The 17,709-nt window shown below is 40.2% G+C and carries 12 protein-coding genes, 2 pseudogenes and 1 riboswitch; of the genes and pseudogenes, 7 read left to right on the top strand and 7 right to left on the bottom strand.

Features of this window, described 5'->3' with window-relative positions; all coding sequences use genetic code 11:
• Positions 1-4: 4 nt before the first annotated feature.
• Complete coding sequence (locus tag GXP67_RS27475; RefSeq protein ID WP_162446093.1) at positions 5-670, bottom strand: LuxR C-terminal-related transcriptional regulator; 666 nt, start codon at positions 668-670, stop codon at positions 5-7.
• A gap of 826 nt (positions 671-1,496) precedes the next feature.
• Between GXP67_RS27475 and GXP67_RS27470 the strand changes: the two genes are divergently transcribed.
• Positions 1,497-1,844, top strand: coding sequence for a 4Fe-4S dicluster domain-containing protein (locus GXP67_RS27470; protein ID WP_162446092.1), 348 nt, complete (start codon positions 1,497-1,499; stop codon positions 1,842-1,844).
• 432 nt (positions 1,845-2,276) lie between these two features.
• On the opposite strand, the gene GXP67_RS27465 is transcribed toward GXP67_RS27470, so the two are convergent.
• The 5 genes and pseudogenes from GXP67_RS27465 to GXP67_RS27445 form a co-directional block, all read right to left on the bottom strand.
• Entirely contained in the window at positions 2,277-3,398 is a 1,122-nt protein-coding gene (locus GXP67_RS27465; protein WP_162446091.1) for a glycoside hydrolase family 130 protein, read from the bottom strand.
• Positions 3,399-3,452: 54 nt separating this feature from the next.
• Positions 3,453-4,216 (bottom strand): annotated as a pseudogene (locus tag GXP67_RS27460) (glucose 1-dehydrogenase).
• A gap of 66 nt (positions 4,217-4,282) precedes the next feature.
• A complete protein-coding gene (locus GXP67_RS27455) occupies positions 4,283-5,038 on the bottom strand; it encodes an SDR family NAD(P)-dependent oxidoreductase (RefSeq protein WP_162446090.1) in 756 nt (251 codons plus the stop codon).
• 113 nt (positions 5,039-5,151) lie between these two features.
• On the bottom strand, positions 5,152-6,489 hold the full coding sequence (locus tag GXP67_RS27450; protein ID WP_162446089.1) for a Gfo/Idh/MocA family protein: 1,338 nt from the start codon (positions 6,487-6,489) through the stop codon (positions 5,152-5,154).
• Between the two features lie 93 nt (positions 6,490-6,582).
• A complete protein-coding gene (locus tag GXP67_RS27445) occupies positions 6,583-7,572 on the bottom strand; it encodes a formylglycine-generating enzyme family protein (protein ID WP_162446088.1) in 990 nt (329 codons plus the stop codon).
• A gap of 754 nt (positions 7,573-8,326) precedes the next feature.
• Between GXP67_RS27445 and GXP67_RS27440 the strand changes: the two genes are divergently transcribed.
• Positions 8,327-9,637, top strand: a complete 1,311-nt coding sequence (locus GXP67_RS27440; RefSeq protein ID WP_162446087.1) for a PAS domain-containing sensor histidine kinase — start codon at positions 8,327-8,329, stop codon at positions 9,635-9,637.
• A 41-nt stretch (positions 9,638-9,678) separates the two neighbouring features.
• Here GXP67_RS27440 and GXP67_RS27435 read toward each other — a convergent pair whose 3' ends face one another.
• Positions 9,679-10,233, bottom strand: coding sequence for a hypothetical protein (locus tag GXP67_RS27435; protein ID WP_162446086.1), 555 nt, complete (start codon positions 10,231-10,233; stop codon positions 9,679-9,681).
• Between the two features lie 240 nt (positions 10,234-10,473).
• Positions 10,474-10,582, top strand: a riboswitch (SAM riboswitch).
• Between the two features lie 258 nt (positions 10,583-10,840).
• Between GXP67_RS27435 and GXP67_RS27430 the strand changes: the two genes are divergently transcribed.
• From GXP67_RS27430 to GXP67_RS27410, 5 genes and pseudogenes are all read left to right on the top strand, one after another.
• Positions 10,841-12,163 carry an O-acetylhomoserine aminocarboxypropyltransferase/cysteine synthase family protein gene (locus tag GXP67_RS27430; RefSeq protein WP_162446085.1) on the top strand — a complete coding sequence of 441 codons (1,323 nt, stop codon included), beginning with the start codon at positions 10,841-10,843 and terminating at the stop codon, positions 12,161-12,163.
• 73 nt (positions 12,164-12,236) lie between these two features.
• Positions 12,237-13,274 (top strand): homoserine O-acetyltransferase family protein, encoded by a 1,038-nt coding sequence (locus GXP67_RS27425; protein WP_162446084.1) that lies wholly within the window; start codon positions 12,237-12,239, stop codon positions 13,272-13,274.
• A 15-nt stretch (positions 13,275-13,289) separates the two neighbouring features.
• Positions 13,290-13,889 (top strand): cysteine hydrolase family protein, encoded by a 600-nt coding sequence (locus tag GXP67_RS27420; RefSeq protein ID WP_162446083.1) that lies wholly within the window; start codon positions 13,290-13,292, stop codon positions 13,887-13,889.
• 149 nt (positions 13,890-14,038) lie between these two features.
• Positions 14,039-15,289, top strand: a complete 1,251-nt coding sequence (locus tag GXP67_RS27415; RefSeq protein WP_162446082.1) for a homoserine dehydrogenase — start codon at positions 14,039-14,041, stop codon at positions 15,287-15,289.
• Positions 15,290-15,676: 387 nt separating this feature from the next.
• Positions 15,677-17,673: pseudogene (locus GXP67_RS27410) on the top strand (histidine kinase N-terminal 7TM domain-containing protein); the annotation flags it as partial.
• Between the last annotated feature and the right edge of the window lie 36 nt (positions 17,674-17,709).

Raw genomic sequence — 17,709 nt, 5'->3', positions numbered from 1 at the left:
AACTTTAATTCAGGTCAATCAGGCCATTGCGAAAAGCATGTTTTACCAATCCCAGAGAATTACGTACGCCTAACTTTCTGATCAGGTTTTTCCGGTGGGTTTCTACGGTATTGGTGCTTATAAACAGTTTTTCAGCAATTTCACTGTTAGAGTATTCCTCGGCAATCAAGGTGAGTACTTCTTTCTCCCGATCGCTCAGAAAGCCAGATTCCATATGCATACGGGCAGTAGAGAGCTTATTAAAAAAAGAGCGGTATTGCCGGGTAAGTTCACTGGCAAAATAATCGTCAATATAATTTTCTCCTTTTGAGAGTGCGCTAATCGCCTCTCCTATCTGCTGTGAGGTACAAGTCCGCTGCAAATAACCCGAAATGCCTGCCTGAAATGCATCCATCAGCAAGCTGGTTTTTAGTGTGTCTGCCAGTAAAAGTATATGCAACCTTGGATGTTTACGTTTAATCTGTTTTGTAAGCTCCACATAGTCGGTTCCAGACAGATTGGCGTCGAGGACTACAATAGTAAAATCCTGTTTGGCCAGGTATTGAAGTAAATCGGTGACACAAAAAGTAACAGCTGAGATTTCGGCTTGGTCTGGTGAATGAATCCATAAAGGATACTTTCTAACAAAATCAGGATGAGAATGGGCGACAATTATTTTTATAGGTTTCATAGTGGTGTAAATTCTCTTTGGCTTTAATGGAGGAACACCATTCTGGTAAACTCCCGCTATTAAAAAATTTTAATGACAGCCAGACCTTTCCTGCTGAAAATAAGCCTTTTACCAGCACTGTAGTTACCAATACTGGTAAAAGAATCCTATTTAATAACTAACACCTATATGACACCTTTTAAACTATTTTTAAACCTAATACCTCTTTTTTAGCTGAATTGAAGGAAATGAGTTACGATGACAATCAATCTATGTTGCCATGCTAAGCAATACATAAATTAAAAAAGTACTAGAATCAGTACAAATTAAAATAAATAAAATACTATTATAGCACAGCTCATATTTATGAAGTAACCATACCTAACATAATCAATGATAAGATCAACAATAATGCATACACCAAATGATCTTTCACAGGCTGTATATATTTAATTTTCATAATAAATCTGATAGCTATACTGCACAAAGATGAGAAGCATATATTTAAAAAAAAATACCTAAAAATAGGTATTTTTTAGATGTAGATATCTTCATATATACCCACTTATTGAGCACTTATCCTTCCCTGGCAATCTCCTATGCTAAGTTTGATAACAAAACGATTCCGGTCATTTATTGTATTGTTTTTTATAATGCTCTATATTTGCAGGCTGTAAATGAAACCTGCTATAAAACCCGGATGGCATACCATTCGTAGGGTTTGTAGAATTGTCTGCTCATCAATTATTGTTTGCAACCTGAACTAGTAAGAAATGCAGAACATCTGGCAGGCATTTTTGTTATAGTAGCATTATATTAAATATATACAAAAAAGGAGGAATACATAATGGCAATCATGATAACCGACGAGTGCATCAACTGTGGCGCTTGCGAGCCCGAATGCCCTAATACTGCCATATATGAAGGCGGTATTGAATGGACATGGGGAGGAGGCACAAGTCTTACTGAAGTACAACTGGAAGATGGAACAGTAATCAGTGGCAAAGCTTCTCAGACACCTGTGTCTGACGAATTTTATTATATTGTCTCTGACAAATGTACGGAGTGTATGGGTTTTCATGAAGAACCTCAGTGCGCAGCGGTTTGTCCGGTAGATTGCTGTGTAGATGACCCAGATGTAAGAGAATCTGAAGATGAACTACTAGCTAAGAAAGCCTGGCTACATGGAGAATAAATTGCTAAAAAAGTAAATATTCACATTTTGATAATGCTTTCTTAACCTGCGACACCCATAGCTTCTCTATATTTGCAGACTTCGCTAATAACATGTCACTTTCATTAAGGCCCCTTTTATTCATTGGGGCTTTTTTCTTTGCAAAAAATCTAAAGGATATAAAAAATAAAAGCCCCTACTACCAGCAGAGGCCTTTATGATATACACTTTTTGCATTATGTAATCGCCTACATAATACTTTATATTATAGCAAATTCTATTCCATATGTTTATTTTACAATAAATATATTTATATAAATTAGGGCTAAATTGATAAGCAACTGTAATTCAACAAAATCTAAAAATTTCTCTTGGGATAAGCATGAAATTGCTCTTAGTTCATAAAATCAGTTACCAGGTATATTCAATAATTGATAGAAGTTATTAAAAGATTTATTTCAGTTTGGAAGGTTCATGAACGGCTACTGCAATCTTAGAATCAGCGGTACCATAATATAAAAACCACTTGTTTTTATGATATACCATTCCTTCCACAAAGCAAACGTTTCCTACCTGCCCATTAATTTCATAATCTTTATCCGGGTGCATAAAATGCCTATCAGATCGTTGTAACACCTTCTCCGGATTTTTTGGATCAAACAGCACTTGGCCAGCCGCATATGTGAAGGATGGCAAATCTGGATCGCCGCCAGTTTCTTTATTCCGGCTGTTATACAACAGAAGAATACCATCAGCAGTAAGTAAAGCCGGTGGACCAGGCTCTACCAGATCACTATCAAATTTTCCAGGTCTGGGTTCTAGGGCAAAGGCCAGTTCCCCATTTGATTTTTTAAGCGGTGTCCAGTGGATGAGGTCTTTGGAAGTAGCTACAAATAATTTAGTATCTCCCCAATACATATAATATAAGCCATTTAGTTTGGTAGCTATTATCCGGTTGCCTACCCTGCGGCACACAATAGAACCTGATTTTGACCATAAGTCTTTATAAGATTCTCCTGCCTGGGCAAATGCAAGTCCGTGCTTTGTCCAGCGAACCAGATCTGGGGAAGAAGCCACACAAAGCCGGGCCAATGTACCATCATAGGCAGTATAGGTCATATAATAAGTTCCCTTTTCATCTTCTATTACCCGGGGATCTTCACATCCTCCCTCCCATTCATAGACTTTCATGGCATCATTATCCGGATAAAATACAGGCTTAGGTTCTCTGGTAAAATGCACACCATCTTCGCTTACGGCCAATCCTATGCGGGAAGTACCTGCATGTTTCCCTACTTTATCTTCAGCCCTGTATAATAGGTATACTTTTCCATTCCGTACTATGGCGGCCGGGTTAAATACATCTTTTTCCTCCCAGGTGACGGTTTCTTTCCGCACCGGACAATCAAACGTAGTAGTAGCCAGTGGCTCTAAACAAGGATTATCTGCATCCTGCTTAATAAAGGGTTGTAATACCCATTTTTCATAACCAGACTTAGTTCCAGTAGTTGTTTTTTTGACCTGAGCATAACTAATCGTCAGGCTGGATAGCATCAAAAACAGAAGTAATCGCATACGATGAAACATAGAAAATGGATTATTAATTATATAAAACTAAATATAGAATAGTTATGCAGTAAGACCCCCATCTGCCATGAACACTGCTCCGGTGCAATATGCGGATAAATCAGAAGCTAAAAATAAACCCAGTGATGCTATTTCGTCCGGCTGGCCTACCCGGTTCAAAGGCGTTTCTTTTAGAAACCGTTGCAAGATCTGTTCGTTCTGCCACAAAGCCTGACTAAATTTTGTCTGGATCAGGCCAGGGCAAATGGCATTCACCCGGATATTGTCTTTTCCCCATTCTTTGGCCATTACTTTGGTGAGCATAATGAGCGCGGCTTTGCTTACACTATATATGCCCAGATTAGGTTCTGGCGAAATACCACCTATACTGCTGATATTGATCACGGAACCTCCGCCCCGTTTTTTCATAATGGGATACGCCAGTTTACTCAATTCAAAGGGGCCTTTACATTTACTTCCATTATTTTATCAAAAGCTGCCGTATCACAATCTACTACCGGGCCGAATACTGGATTGGTTGCTGCATTGTTTACTATAATATCTACCCCACCATATATTTCCACCGTCCTATCCAGCAAAGTTTTTACTTGTGCCATATTTCCCATATGAGCCGCTATTCCGGTAGCTTTTCCCCCATCGGCCTGAATGTTGCCTGCAAGCGCATCCACAGCTTCCTGTTTACGGCTGCTTACCACCACTTGTGCGCCTGCTGCGGCCATAAGCCGTGCCATACTTTCGCCAATTCCTTTACTTGCTCCAGTTATTAAAGCAACTTTCCCTGTCAGAGTAAATGTAGGCTGATTCATTGTATAAAGGTTTCGTATAATTAACTATCACTTAGTTATTGCTGCATTCGTATCATTGCAAACAAACTACATGGCGGTAATACCTCCATCTACAGCGAAGGCTTGCCCGGTAATAAAAGTAGCTTGTGCTGAGCATAAATAGACCACCATATCAGCTATTTCCCGGGCATTTGCCAGACGGCGCATGGGAATGGATTTGAGTATTTTATCCATATAGGCAGGGTCGGTTTGTAATACTTGTTCAACCATAGGCGTATCTGTAAACCCAGGGCATACGGCATTAATGCGGATATTATATCTAACAAATTCCATAGCCGCTGTTTTAGTCAGGCCAATAACGGCATGCTTACTGGCCGCATAGGCGCAATGCCCCGGAAAACCTTTGAGTCCGGCTACAGAAGCAATATTCACGATACATCCGCTTTGCCCTTTCATGAGAAAAGGCAATTGTGCTTTCATACAGCGCCACAAACCAGTTACATTTACGTCCATTACCTGTTCAAAAGATGCTTCCGGATATTGGTCTATTCTTGTCCGGCTGCCCTCAATTCCAGCACTATTCACACAAAAATCTAGTCTGCCAAATGTATTAAAGGTAATGTCCACCATGTTTTCAACTTCACTGGCCTGGCACACATCTACTTTCACAAAACCAGCTTTAACGCCTTTTGCCTTTAATTCCCTGGCCAGCAAAAAGCCTGCATCCTCCATAATATCTGCTATCATGACATGAACGCCTTTTTCAGCAAAAGTATGGGCGGTGGCTTTGCCAATACCTGAAGCACCTCCGGTTATTAAAGCGACTTTGTTTTCAAATGACATATCGGTGGTTAATCTGGATTGTCAAAAGCAGAAATTCTGTAATAAACAGAAAATAAAATGCCTGACTGAAAATCAGGCATTTATCTTTATACATTTCTATAATCCAATAAGGCTTACATCACTTTGGTTTTCCCTGGAACAGGTATTGGATAAAATCCATCTTTGTCCGGAAGTACCGGAGGCTGGGCATCAAAAGCAAACCGTTCCGGCATCAGACTTAAATTAGAAGCCATTGCTTCATCCCATTTAATTACTTGCCCGGAATAAGTCGCCATTCTCCCCATGATAGCTGTCATCGTGCTTTTTGCACCATATTCGGCATCATTTATGGTTTTACCATTGCGGATGGCGGCAAATAATTCGTCGTGCTCCGTCTGATACGGATCAGGATCTTCTTTTCCCCGGTGACTATAAATACTGCCACCTTTCAGGTCAGTGATCACTCCATCCCCATCACCAGAGATATTTATGCGGCCTTTGGTTCCCTGGAAAGTTTCGGAAACCCGGTTCATACATCCCTCAATATGACGGCACTGGCTGGAAATAACCGTTCCGTCGGCATATACAAATTCCACAAAGTGGTGATCGAAGATTTCCCCGTATTCTTTACCGGTACGAACTTGGCGACCACCCATCCCCTGGGCGCTTACCGGATAGGCACCTTTAAACCAGTTGGCTACATCAATATTATGAATGTGTTGCTCGAGAATATGATCGCCGCAGAGCCAGTTAAAATAATACCAGTTACGCATCTGATATTCCATTTCTGTTTGATTGGCCTGGCGTGGTTTTACCCATACACCTGCTCCATTCCAGTATACCTGCCCTGACATAATATCGCCAACTGCTCCATCTTTGATGCGTTTGAGTACTTCCCGGTAATTATTCTGGTAATGGCGTTGTAAGCCTACTACTACATTCAGATTCTTCTTTTTGGCCTCTTCAGCAGCAGCCAACACCCTTTGTACGCCAGGTACATCAGTAGCCACCGGTTTTTCCATAAATATGTGTTTGCCAGCTTTTACTGCTTCTTCAAAATGAATGGGGCGAAAACCAGGAGGGGTTGCCAGTATTACTACATCGGCCAACGCAATGGCTTGTTTGTATCCATCAAACCCAACAAACTTATTTTTATCCGGCACGTCCAGTTTATCCTTGCCATATTTTTTAGACAGGTTGGCAAAACTATCATCCAGACGGTCGCGAAAAGCATCAGCCATGGCTACAATTTTTACTTTACCTTTCGTGCTCAAGGCCTGGGCAGCTGCTCCGGTACCTCTACCCCCGCAACCGATAACGGCTACCTTTATTGTATCATCGCCTGCAACATAGGCACTGGCTCCTACCGGCAACTGGCTCAGCAGCGTACCTCCGGCAAGGATAGCGGAACTTTTTACAAAATCACGGCGTGTAAATCCGCTTAGTTTATGGTTTTCTGGTTTTTCGGACATGTTAAAATCCCTCCTGATTTAATTAAAATAAATATAAATTGATAGATAATATCTGTGTTAATACATAGTTAGCGCTAATAAGCTAATAATTACTTATATATCTTCCGGCGGCTTGGTATAATATGCCTCCATTTCGGCTTTTGTAGGCTGTTTTACCGGGCGAATAATCCGGAACCCGGAAAAAGAAGCATCGGTAAACCACCAGTCGCTTCTGGGAATTTGCGGATCACGCTTTTTCCAGGTTGGTTTGGATGGAATACGGGCTGCACTTCTGAGCCTATCCTTATCATCATCCCAGGAACCACCTCTGGAAGTATGAGGATATAAATCTTTAGGAATAGACCATGGATTAACGGCCCCTTGTTTACTCTTCGCATAAAAATCTGGCAGATACTGGTCTAAAGTCATTTCGGCAACATTTCCATGCATGTCGTATAAGCCCCAGGGATTTGGCTTTTTAGTACCTACCTTCTTATAGGCGCTATTGCTATTTTCATAATGCCAAGCATATTCATTGAGTTGCGCCGGATCATCTCCGAAATGGTAAGCTGTTTTGGTATTGGCCCGGCAGGCATATTCCCATTCGGCTTCTGTAGGCAGGCGGTAAAAATGGCCGGTTTTAGCGGAAAGCCACTTACAATACATTCTGGCCGCATACTGAGTCATATTTACAGCCGGAAAACCATATTTACCCATGCCAAAACTCATATCTACATAAGGCGGACTGGGTGTACTGATCGCATCGGTGCCGGTATCTGCCGTTTTAGCTTTGGTATCAGCGGCTGAAACAGCCGGATTGCCAGTTTTTTCCTGATACATAAACAGCTCGTATTCATCCCAGGTGATTTCATGTTTACCCATCCAGAAAGGCTCAATTTTCACTGTATGCTGAGGGCCTTCATCTTCCTTCCGGCTGGCTTCTGTAGCAGGGCTTCCCATCAGGTATTCTCCGCCTTGTATGGGCACCATATCAAAAGAGATTTTTGTGCCGGGAATTTGCTCAGTATAAGCAGCAAAATCTGCGCTTTTCGCTGGTTGTGGTTTAGTGCTGCTTTGTGCTAATAAACAAGTGCTTATACTCATAAATATACCACAGGCAGCTATGGTCTTAGCAGCATAAGTATAAAGAAAACAATAGGCTATTTTCATTTCAAATGAACCGAACTTAATAATAGATCGTAATTTGCCGTACAAGTTAGAATATTTATATAAATTATAAAAATAATGGCAGGCTCGTATAGAAGATTATATTTTAAAACTTTATTCAGATAATTCTTTAGTATTTATGCAGAAACGTAATATACTGACAATTAGCTATTTAAATACTAAAGCAGCTTACAAATATTCTTCTTATGAACAGATGAATCTTTCCTTTAAGATGGTATATAGTAAGCGATACTTGGCAGAACAACTTGTTCGATTTTTATATTTAATCTGTTTCATGTAAGAATTTTAGAGATTCCGTTAATTATTTTATTCTTTACCAAGCCAGTCAACATTTATTTTTTATAATTAAATTCTACCAGGTCTAGCGATGATTTACAACTGCTTACCTATGCCATAGTAGAAGTCCTTTAGCAAAATTCCCTTTTTACTTTTGGTGATTTAAAAATTGCTTTCAAATACCAGGCAACCGTATGAATGTATTAAATGGGGTAATAATTAATTATTTGATAATAATTTCCTTATAAAATCTGATTCCATACAGCTAAAAATCAAGGGGGAGAATTCTATCTGTAACGTAGGTATCATTATAGCGTTGAAAGGATATAAATTGTATTATTTATTGAAACTAACCCCCACAGGGTAAATTTTATTCAACATAGCACATATTCACATGAACTTCATAAATACTATATATAAAGATACTCCAGTTTATAATCAATCTTTAAAGGGAGATGATCCGGCAAAGAATCCTGTTTCAAAATATCAGCGGGAGCAGCAGGATGGTTTCTCCAATATCCAGCCAGAGAAAGAAGGACTCAAACAAGCAATTTCTCCTTCTCAGGAAGCTCGTTTACCCACTCTCCTTAATCTGGATTCAAAAGAAAACACAATGTTTTTTACGCATAAGGAAGGTGACCCTACTAGTTTTTTCAATGCATTGCCATTTGGAATGGCCATTATTACTTCTTCAGGAAATATTGAAGCCACCAATGAGGCATTTCTTCAATTAAGTGGATATACTCAAGAAGAACTTACTGAGAAAAATATTATTGATCTTTTATCTTCTGAAACGGTTACAGACAGTGAATATTCTGTATTGCATAGTATTATCAATTCGGAAGGTTCTTCTCTCGAAAAAAAGCTGACAACCAAAGATGGGAATACGCTGTGCGTTTTAGTAAAAACTACGGTATTTAAAAATCATTCCGGAGAACCTCACAAATTGATTCTTCAGTTTGTAGATATCAGCGATAGAAAAGAATTTGAAGAACTCCTACAGAAAAGAAATGAGCAACTGGAGAAAGCCAACCAGGAACTTGACCGGTTTGTATACAGTACTTCACACGATTTAAGGGCACCTCTTCGGTCTATTTTAGGTCTCATTTATATCATGCAACATGAAGCCGATCCTGTTGCACAGAAAACCTATCTGGAAATGATGCGCAGCAGTGTAAACCGCATGGATGCATTTATAAAAGAGATAGTGGAGTTATCGAGAAATTCAATGCAGGATGTAAAGATAGAAAAAGTAGATTTTCCTGCATTAGTATCCGAAACCTTTGAAAGTCTGCGGTTTATTCCTGGCGCCGAAAAAATACAGTTCTCTGTAGAAGTAGATCAGAATGCGGAGTTTAACTCAGATGAAAGCCGTCTGCGAATTATACTCAACAACCTGATCGCTAATGCAGTTACCTATCATAATTTTAACCAGGACGATCCCTTCATCAAAGTGCAGGCAACCATCCGGAATAAATTTGCTATTATTGAAGTACTTGATAATGGCCGTGGTATTAAAAAGGAACATCAGGAAAAAATCTTTGATATGTTCTACCGTGCTTCGGAAGATACCAAAGGTTCTGGTTTGGGCTTATTTATTGTAAAAGAAGCGATAGCTAAATTAAAAGGAAGTATACGTCTGAAGTCTAAATGGGGGTCCGGTACTAAGTTTAGTATCAAGTTACTCAATTCATCTTCCCTTTAAAAATCAAAAGCCCTGATATCTAGTATCAGGGCTTTTGATTTTTATCCATTTATCTTTACTGTCCCCATTACTTGCCGGGCTATTTCCTGCCATCTGGGTTGCAGGTTTGCCGGACAGGTAAAGTTAAATACAAGCACCTTGTTATTTTCAATGGTATACTGCATGTAGGAATACTGCTTTACTACCGATCCTTTTTTGAGCGAATTCGGATCTTCATCTACCAGCTCAGATATAAATTCAAATACCACAAAATTGCGCTTATTCACGATTGTGGTGGTTTCCTGAATAAAATTAACTTTAGAATACAAAGAGACGATACTGGATTTATAGAATTTCTGAAGCAAAGGCAAATCTTCTGGCCGCCAGCGGGTTTGTGTCTGATTGAATCCAAAGTCTACTACCCGGTCAGGATTGGTATACATCGCTGTTGGCTTCTGAGGTGTAAAATATTTGTTGGCCATATCATCGTCGGTCATGGGCACGAAATCAGCAGGTAGGGAAATGCTTACTTCTTTGGTAATCTTTGTCTTCTTTAGCTTAACTCCGTCAAAACTGCAAAGAATCAGCAATAAAAATAAAATAGATAGATTTTTCATATGTGGAGTAACAAAGAAAGGTATCTGAAAATTTCTTTCCAAATACTATCTTGCCATATATCTTGAATTCAACCTATTGATGAGTATCTAACTATTGAACTGAAGTATGTATTGGCAGTAGTGCATCATAATCAACATTAAAACTGACTACTGTTCAAAATTACAGTCAAATATTTTGAAATATAAAAATACGTTTATAATATTGCCCCTCGCAAAATCAATTACCCTCAACCAGTAATTGGTTTATACAGAAGAAGGGAGAGAATAGGCTCTGTGAACTTCTGGCAACCTACTTACCCATAAGAAAGGTGCTAATTCCTACCTAAGCATTTTTTAGGAAATATAAATTAATTACAAGATGGAAACCTTATATTCTTTATCTTCCCAGTCAGTCGTGTGCATATCCGGAAACAGTCTGGATGATTTATCTTATTTTTTATCAGTAAGCATTATATGTTGTTGCCACTAAAATCTTTAACAAAGGATTTAGCGGGAGCTTTGGCAGTAAATCAGGTAAAAAGCACCTACATTTTATGCTTACCTTTAAATAAATTCAATACTAATACCTAAGTTATTTTTAACAAATTCACACTAAACACATTAAATTATGGCTTCTCCACACCAATTTGAAACTTTGCAGATACACGCCGGGCAAGAAGTAGAAGGAACTACTATGTCAAGGGCAGTACCGATTTATCAGACTACTTCTTATGTGTTCAAAAATTCCGAACATGGAGCTAATTTATTTGCCCTGAAAGAGTTTGGCAATATTTATACCCGTATTATGAACCCTACTACGGATGTATTTGAAAAAAGAGTAGCGGCTCTGGAAGGTGGTGCTGCTGCCTTAGCGGTAGCTTCCGGACAAGCCTCACAGTTTATTGCCCTTAATAATATTATGCAGGCAGGCGATAATTTTGTATCTACTTCATTTTTATATGGAGGCACTTACAACCAGTTCAAAGTTTCTTTCAAACGTTTAGGCATAGATGTACGCTTTGCGGATGGAGATAAAGCAGAAAGCTTTGAAAAGTTAATAGATGAAAAAACCAAAGCGCTTTACCTGGAAACTATTGGTAATCCCGAATTTAACATTCCTGATTTTGAAGCCATTGCTGCTATAGCTCGTAAATATGATATTCCACTGATCGTAGACAATACATTCGGTGCTTGTGGCTATCTCTTCCGGCCTATCGAACATGGGGCAAACGTGGTGGTAGAATCTGCTACCAAATGGATCGGTGGACATGGCACCAGCATTGGTGGAGTAATAGTAGATGCAGGTAATTTCAACTGGGGCAATGGAAAATTCCCGCAATTCACAGAACCTGCCGAAGGATATCATGGTATGAAATTCTGGGATATTTTCGGTACCAATGGCCCATTCGGAAACATTGCCTTTATCATCCGGGCACGGGTAGAAGGCTTGCGTGATTTCGGACCAGCATTGAGTCCCTTTAACTCCTTCCTTTTGCTGCAAGGCCTGGAAACTCTTTCTCTGCGGGTAGACCGCCATGTACAGAATGCCCTGGCATTAGCCCAGTGGCTGGAAAAACATGAAGAGGTAGAAGGTGTAAATTATCCCGGTTTGTCAAGTAGTCCTTATTACTCCCTGGCCAAGAAATACCTGAAAAGAGGGTATGGCGGCGTGTTATCTTTCAAAATTAAAGGCGGCAAGGCACAAGCCGAACAATTTGTAAACAGCCTGAAGTTAGTAAGTCATCTGGCTAATGTGGGTGATGCCAAAACACTAATTATTCACCCGGCTTCTACTACTCACCAGCAATTGTCTGAACAAGAGCAGACTGCCGCGGGGGTAGATCCAAACTTACTACGCATTTCGGCAGGAATTGAACATATTGATGACATCAAAGCTGATCTTCAGCAGGCTTTTGAACAACTGGTGTCAAAGTCGGCACTAGCCGTTTAGTATAGGTTGAGCCTGTGCAGCGGAAAGTTCATTGCTGTACAGGCTCAACTTTAACCATAAATTAAATTTTCAATTGGAACATAAACAGTTAAATGTTGAGCAACCCTTTCTACTGGAATCCGGTCAAGTGTTGTCTAGAGTACAAATCGTTTACAGTATTGCAGGAACGCCTACAGCCGCACAGGACAATATAATATGGATATGCCATGCTTTAACAGCCAATTCCAATGTAGCCGACTGGTGGAGTGGCCTGGTAGGTGAAGGCAAGCTCTTCGACCCAGACCGACATTGCATCATTTGCGCCAACATTTTAGGTTCACATTATGGCACTACCGGCCCTCTGGCAATGGACCTTGCTACTCAGGAACGGTATTATCATAACTTTCCGGCGGTGAGTGTCCGGGATATGGTGGGTGTACATGAGTTGCTGCGCAAACATTTAGGCATCCGTAAAATTCACACCTGTATCGGTGGGTCATTAGGTGGTCAGCAAGCGCTGGAATGGGCATTGATACAACCACATCTGATTGAAAATTTAGTATTAATTGCTACCAATGCACAGCATTCGGCCTGGGGAATTGCTTTTAATGAATCGCAACGAATGGCCATTCAAACTGATCCCACCTGGAAAGAAAGACGTCCGGATGCTGGTCATGCCGGGATGAAAACAGCCAGATCAATCGCCCTGTTGTCGTACCGGAATTACGAAACCTATATGAAAACCCAGTCAAGTAAAGATACCGACCAGACTGATAATTTTCCGGCTTCATCTTACCAGCAATACCAGGGTGATAAATTAGTGAAACGCTTTAACGCTTTTTCTTACTGGATACTATCCAAAGCCATGGATTCGCATCATGTGGGCAGAGGCCGGGGAAGTGTAGTTCAAGCCCTACAGCAGGTGAAATCAAAAACCCTGGTGTTGGGTATCCGCACAGATATTTTGTTTCCGGTAGAAGAGCAAAAATTCCTTGCCACACACATTCCGGATGCACATTATGAAGAAATAGAATCCTTGTATGGCCATGATGGCTTTCTCATCGAAGCAGATCAGATCTCCCAACGATACAATGAATTTGTAAACGATACATTCCGGATCAGCCAGTATTGACCGGATAACTTGCCTATGCGTGATACTGACAAAAAAATAGCCCTGCTTATTATAGATTGCCAGAAGGGAATAGATGAATCTGAGTACTGGGGCGGTAACAGAAACAATCCGGAAGCAGAGAAAAATATAGAAATATTATTACAACACTGGCGGAAGTGGCAATTACCGCTGTTTCATATACAACATCTATCAGTAAATCATACATCTCCCCTATTGCCAGGTCAGCCGGGAAATGAAATAAAAGAGTTTGCAAGACCACTTCCAGGCGAAATTATAATTCAGAAGACAGGCGTTACCAGTGCCTTTGTTCATACTCCTTTGCAATCTATCCTGGCTGAACAAGGTATACAAACGCTTGTTATTGCTGGTTTTGTTACCAATAATTCTGTGGAAGCAACCGCAAGAATGGCCGGCAACCTGGGCTTTCATACTTTTGTAATAAGCGATGCCTGTGCGGCATTTAATCTAAGAGGGTTGAATGGGGAAATATTTGATAGTCAACTGGTGCACAACATTTCACTGGCCAACTTGCAGGGAGAATATGCAACCGTAGTCACTACGCAGGAAATTGTGAAGCAAATACAAGAACTTTATGAACATACATCGCTTGTATAATATAGCGGAGATATTAATGTAAGAATGAACTATTGCAGGCTTTCCATTATTTTACAGGCAACGGTAGGGCTAGCAGTAAATATTATGTAATTTTGCGCAAATCAGCAGGTTAGAAAGAAATTTTGATCGAACACACTTAAAAATTAACAATGAACCGTAGTTTAAAAATTGGTATGTTTGGCTTTGGCTGTGTAGGACAAGGCCTCTATGATATTCTGGAAAACAACGAAGGTTTTCGGGCTGAACTGGTAAAGATTTGTGTAAAGGATAGAACAAAACCAAGAAAGTTGCCTTCCAGGTATTTTACTTTTGATAAAGAAGATATTCTGGAAAATCCGGAGATAAACCTGGTAGTGGAACTCATTAACGATGCCGACGAAGCCTACCATATTGTAACTACTGCCCTCAAAAAAGGAAAAATCGTAGTAACGGCCAACAAAAAAATGCTGGCTGAACACCTGGCTGAGCTGGTAGCCTTACAGGAACAATACGATACTGCTCTGTTGTACGAAGCCTCTGCTTGTGGAAGTATTCCCATCATCCGCAACCTGGAAGAATATTATGATAATGAGCTCTTATTTGCGGTAAGCGGCATTATGAATGGATCTTCCAATTATATTCTTTCCAAGATATTTAACGAAAATTTAAGCTATCATACCGCCCTTAAACAAGCCCAGGATCTGGGTTTTGCCGAAACAGATCCTACCCTTGATGTAGGAGGGTTTGATGCGCTTAACAAATTATGTATTCTGGCAGTGCATGCGTATGGAACGCTTATCCGGCCGGAAGATGCATTTAATTATGGCATTCAGAGCCTTTCAGTGCATGATATACAGTTTGCCAAAGAAAAAGGGTATAAGATAAAGTTGCTGGCTTCGGTGCGGAAAACCCAGGAAAATGCCATTACTGCTTTTGTTATTCCCCAGTTCATTAAAAAAGAGGACTATCTCTACAATGTAGAAAATGAGTACAACGGCGTAACGGTAGAAGCCGCTTTTGCCGACAGGCAGTTTTTTATGGGCAAGGGAGCAGGCGGACATCCTACCGGATCTGCCGTTTTATCAGATATTTCAGCCTCCAGGTATCAGTATAAATATGAGTATAAAAAACTAGCCCAGCACCATAACATTCGTTATACTACTGAGCACCAACTGGAGGTATATCTGCGTTACCATGATGAAGAAGATTTGGAACTGCTGCGTTTTACAGAAATATCTGAGAAGTATTCCGGAAAGAATTTTAATTATGTAATTGGTATTGTGTCGCTGAAACATCTGACTCATATCAAAGCCGAACTGGCCAGCCGGAACATATTTATTGCAGCAACCGGCCAGAAACTCAACCAGCCTCAGGAACTGGTATATAATCATGCTACAGCTGCAAAAGAGCTGGTTCCTTAGGTTTTTCGCTATCCTGTAGTAAAATTCTCGCTACAGGAAACTATATTTTTTGCCATGAAGAAGCCCCCTGTTTCTTCATGGCTTTTTTATTGGGATATGCCTGTACACTCTCAGTTAATCTTTAATTATTTCTATATTTTTCAGGGTAAATACCGTGGTGTAATAGATTTATATTGCCTACATCAAGCCTACACAAACCCGGTCAAAATATCATATTTCATACCTATTCTTACTTTGCCCTTCAGTCGTGATTTTGGACCAGATTAAATTATATTTTATATATGTAGCTGTGCCGGTAAAATTGATCCAACAGATAATATAAGACCTTACTTTTCAGCTTTTTATGGTTCGCGGCGCTTTTGATAGGTTTGATATACAAGTATTTTCATGGAATTGCAATACAATCTTTTTTCTATCACGCTGCTAACTTCTGGAGTTGTAATGGCTATTATGGCTTTATTCATCTTTCAGCGGTTGAGTGGCACCTGCAACGGATTTGTGTGGATTATGGCAAGCATTTCCATATGGACTTTTTTTTATGGATTGGAACTTGCCTGTACCTCTTTCAATGATATGGTCTTATGGCTAAATATGGAGTACATAGGGATTGCTACCCTGCCAGCCAACTGGATAATTTTTGTACTAAGATTTACCGGTAAAGATAAATGGCTCAAACCAATAACGTTAATTCCGATTCTGCTGATTCCCATATGCACCCTGCTACTGATCTGGACTAATCCATGGCATCACCTTCAATATGTAGCAATTAGTATGGATACAAGTGGTCCTTTCCCACTGCTGGCCATGAAACATGGCATATGGTACTGGGTATTTACTTTTTACTTCTATCTCATGCTAATTCTGGGCAGCCTGATCATGCTGTATACTTTCAGAAAAGCTCATTCCCTGTACCGGAAACAAAACGTAATTATTCTGATTGGCGCCTTCACTCCCTGGATTATTAATCTATTCTATCTTTTTGAGATAAGACCGTACAAACATATCGATCTTACCCCATATGGGTTGATGGTTACTGGCTTTGTGATCAGTTTCGGACTGTTAAAACTGAAGTTACTCGACCTTGTTCCGGTAGCCAGAGAAAAAGTGATTGAAGCTATGCAGGAAGGTGTACTGGTGTTAGATGCAGAAAACCGCATTATTGATTGTAATACATGGCTTAGAAAATTACTCAACTGGGAAATGAGCCAGATTGTAGGAAAAAGCATTTTTGATATATTACCTCAAGCTACTGAATTAAATCAGCTGATTAAAGAACGTGATAGCCGGACAGTTGAGTTTGAATTGTGTACAGAAGTAGTCACTCATTCGCAGGTAAAATACCTGGAAGTGGAAAGTACTGTTTTTTTAAAGCATCCTACCCACAATACGGGATTACTGCTTCTGGTTAGGGATATTACAGCCCGCAAACAGGCAGAAAAGCAGGCAAAGGCCGCTTATCAATTGCTGGCTGGCGTTCTCAATAGCTCACTTTCAGGGGTAATGGCTTTCCGCTCAGTAAGAGATGCGCAGCAACAGATTACAGACTTTACCTGTATTGCCTGTAATGAGCGGGCCAAATACATTTTTGATCCGGCAGGGCATGATCTGGTGGGCACCTTTATGCTGGAGGAAGTTCCACTGCTCAGAGAAAATGGCTTTTTTACAGCTTATGTACAAGTGGTTGAAACCGGCAGGCCGATGGAAAGGGAAGTACATTTTCTGCACAGAAAACAACTGCTCTGGCTCCAGATAACGGCTGTTAAGCTGGAAGATGGGATTACGATTACTTTTACCAATATTTCGGAGCGCAAAAAAGCAGAACAATTACTTCAGCACAACCAGGCTAACCTTTCTGCCCTGATTGAGAATACTTCTGACCTGATCTGGTCCATTGATAGCAACTATCAATTTATGACTATCAATTCTGCCTTTAAAAAAGTATATAGTCCATCCGGTGATAAAGCCCCTGAGATAGGCGACGTACTGAATTTGCAAAAACTTCATTCTCAGCAGGCTGCTTTATGGAAATATTTCTATGACCGGGCATGGCAGGGACAAGCTTTTACCGTAGAAACCCTGATAAAAGTAGAGAATGCCTTACAAACTTTTGAATGTTCGCTCAACCCAATCCGCAATTTAACAGGAAAAGTAGAGGGAATTACTGTGTTCAGCCGCAATATTACCCAGCGTAAGGAAGCAGAAAATGAAATCAAACTAGCCAGAACGGCTGCAGAAAATGCCAATCAATTTAAAACCCGTTTTCTGGCTAATATTACCCACGAAATCCGCACGCCTATCAATGCCATTCTGGGTTCAGTGAGATTCTAAAAAAACAAACCCTGAATCCGGAACAACAAGAATACCTCGATTATATCCTTACTGCCGGTGATACCCTGCTGAAACTGATTGGAGATGTACTG

Source organism: Rhodocytophaga rosea, assembly GCF_010119975.1.
In the GTDB taxonomy this organism is placed as follows: Bacteria; Bacteroidota; Bacteroidia; order Cytophagales; family 172606-1; genus Rhodocytophaga; species Rhodocytophaga rosea.
Note: the sequence above shows the minus strand (reverse complement) of the source record. Positions and strands in the feature narration are given on the sequence as shown.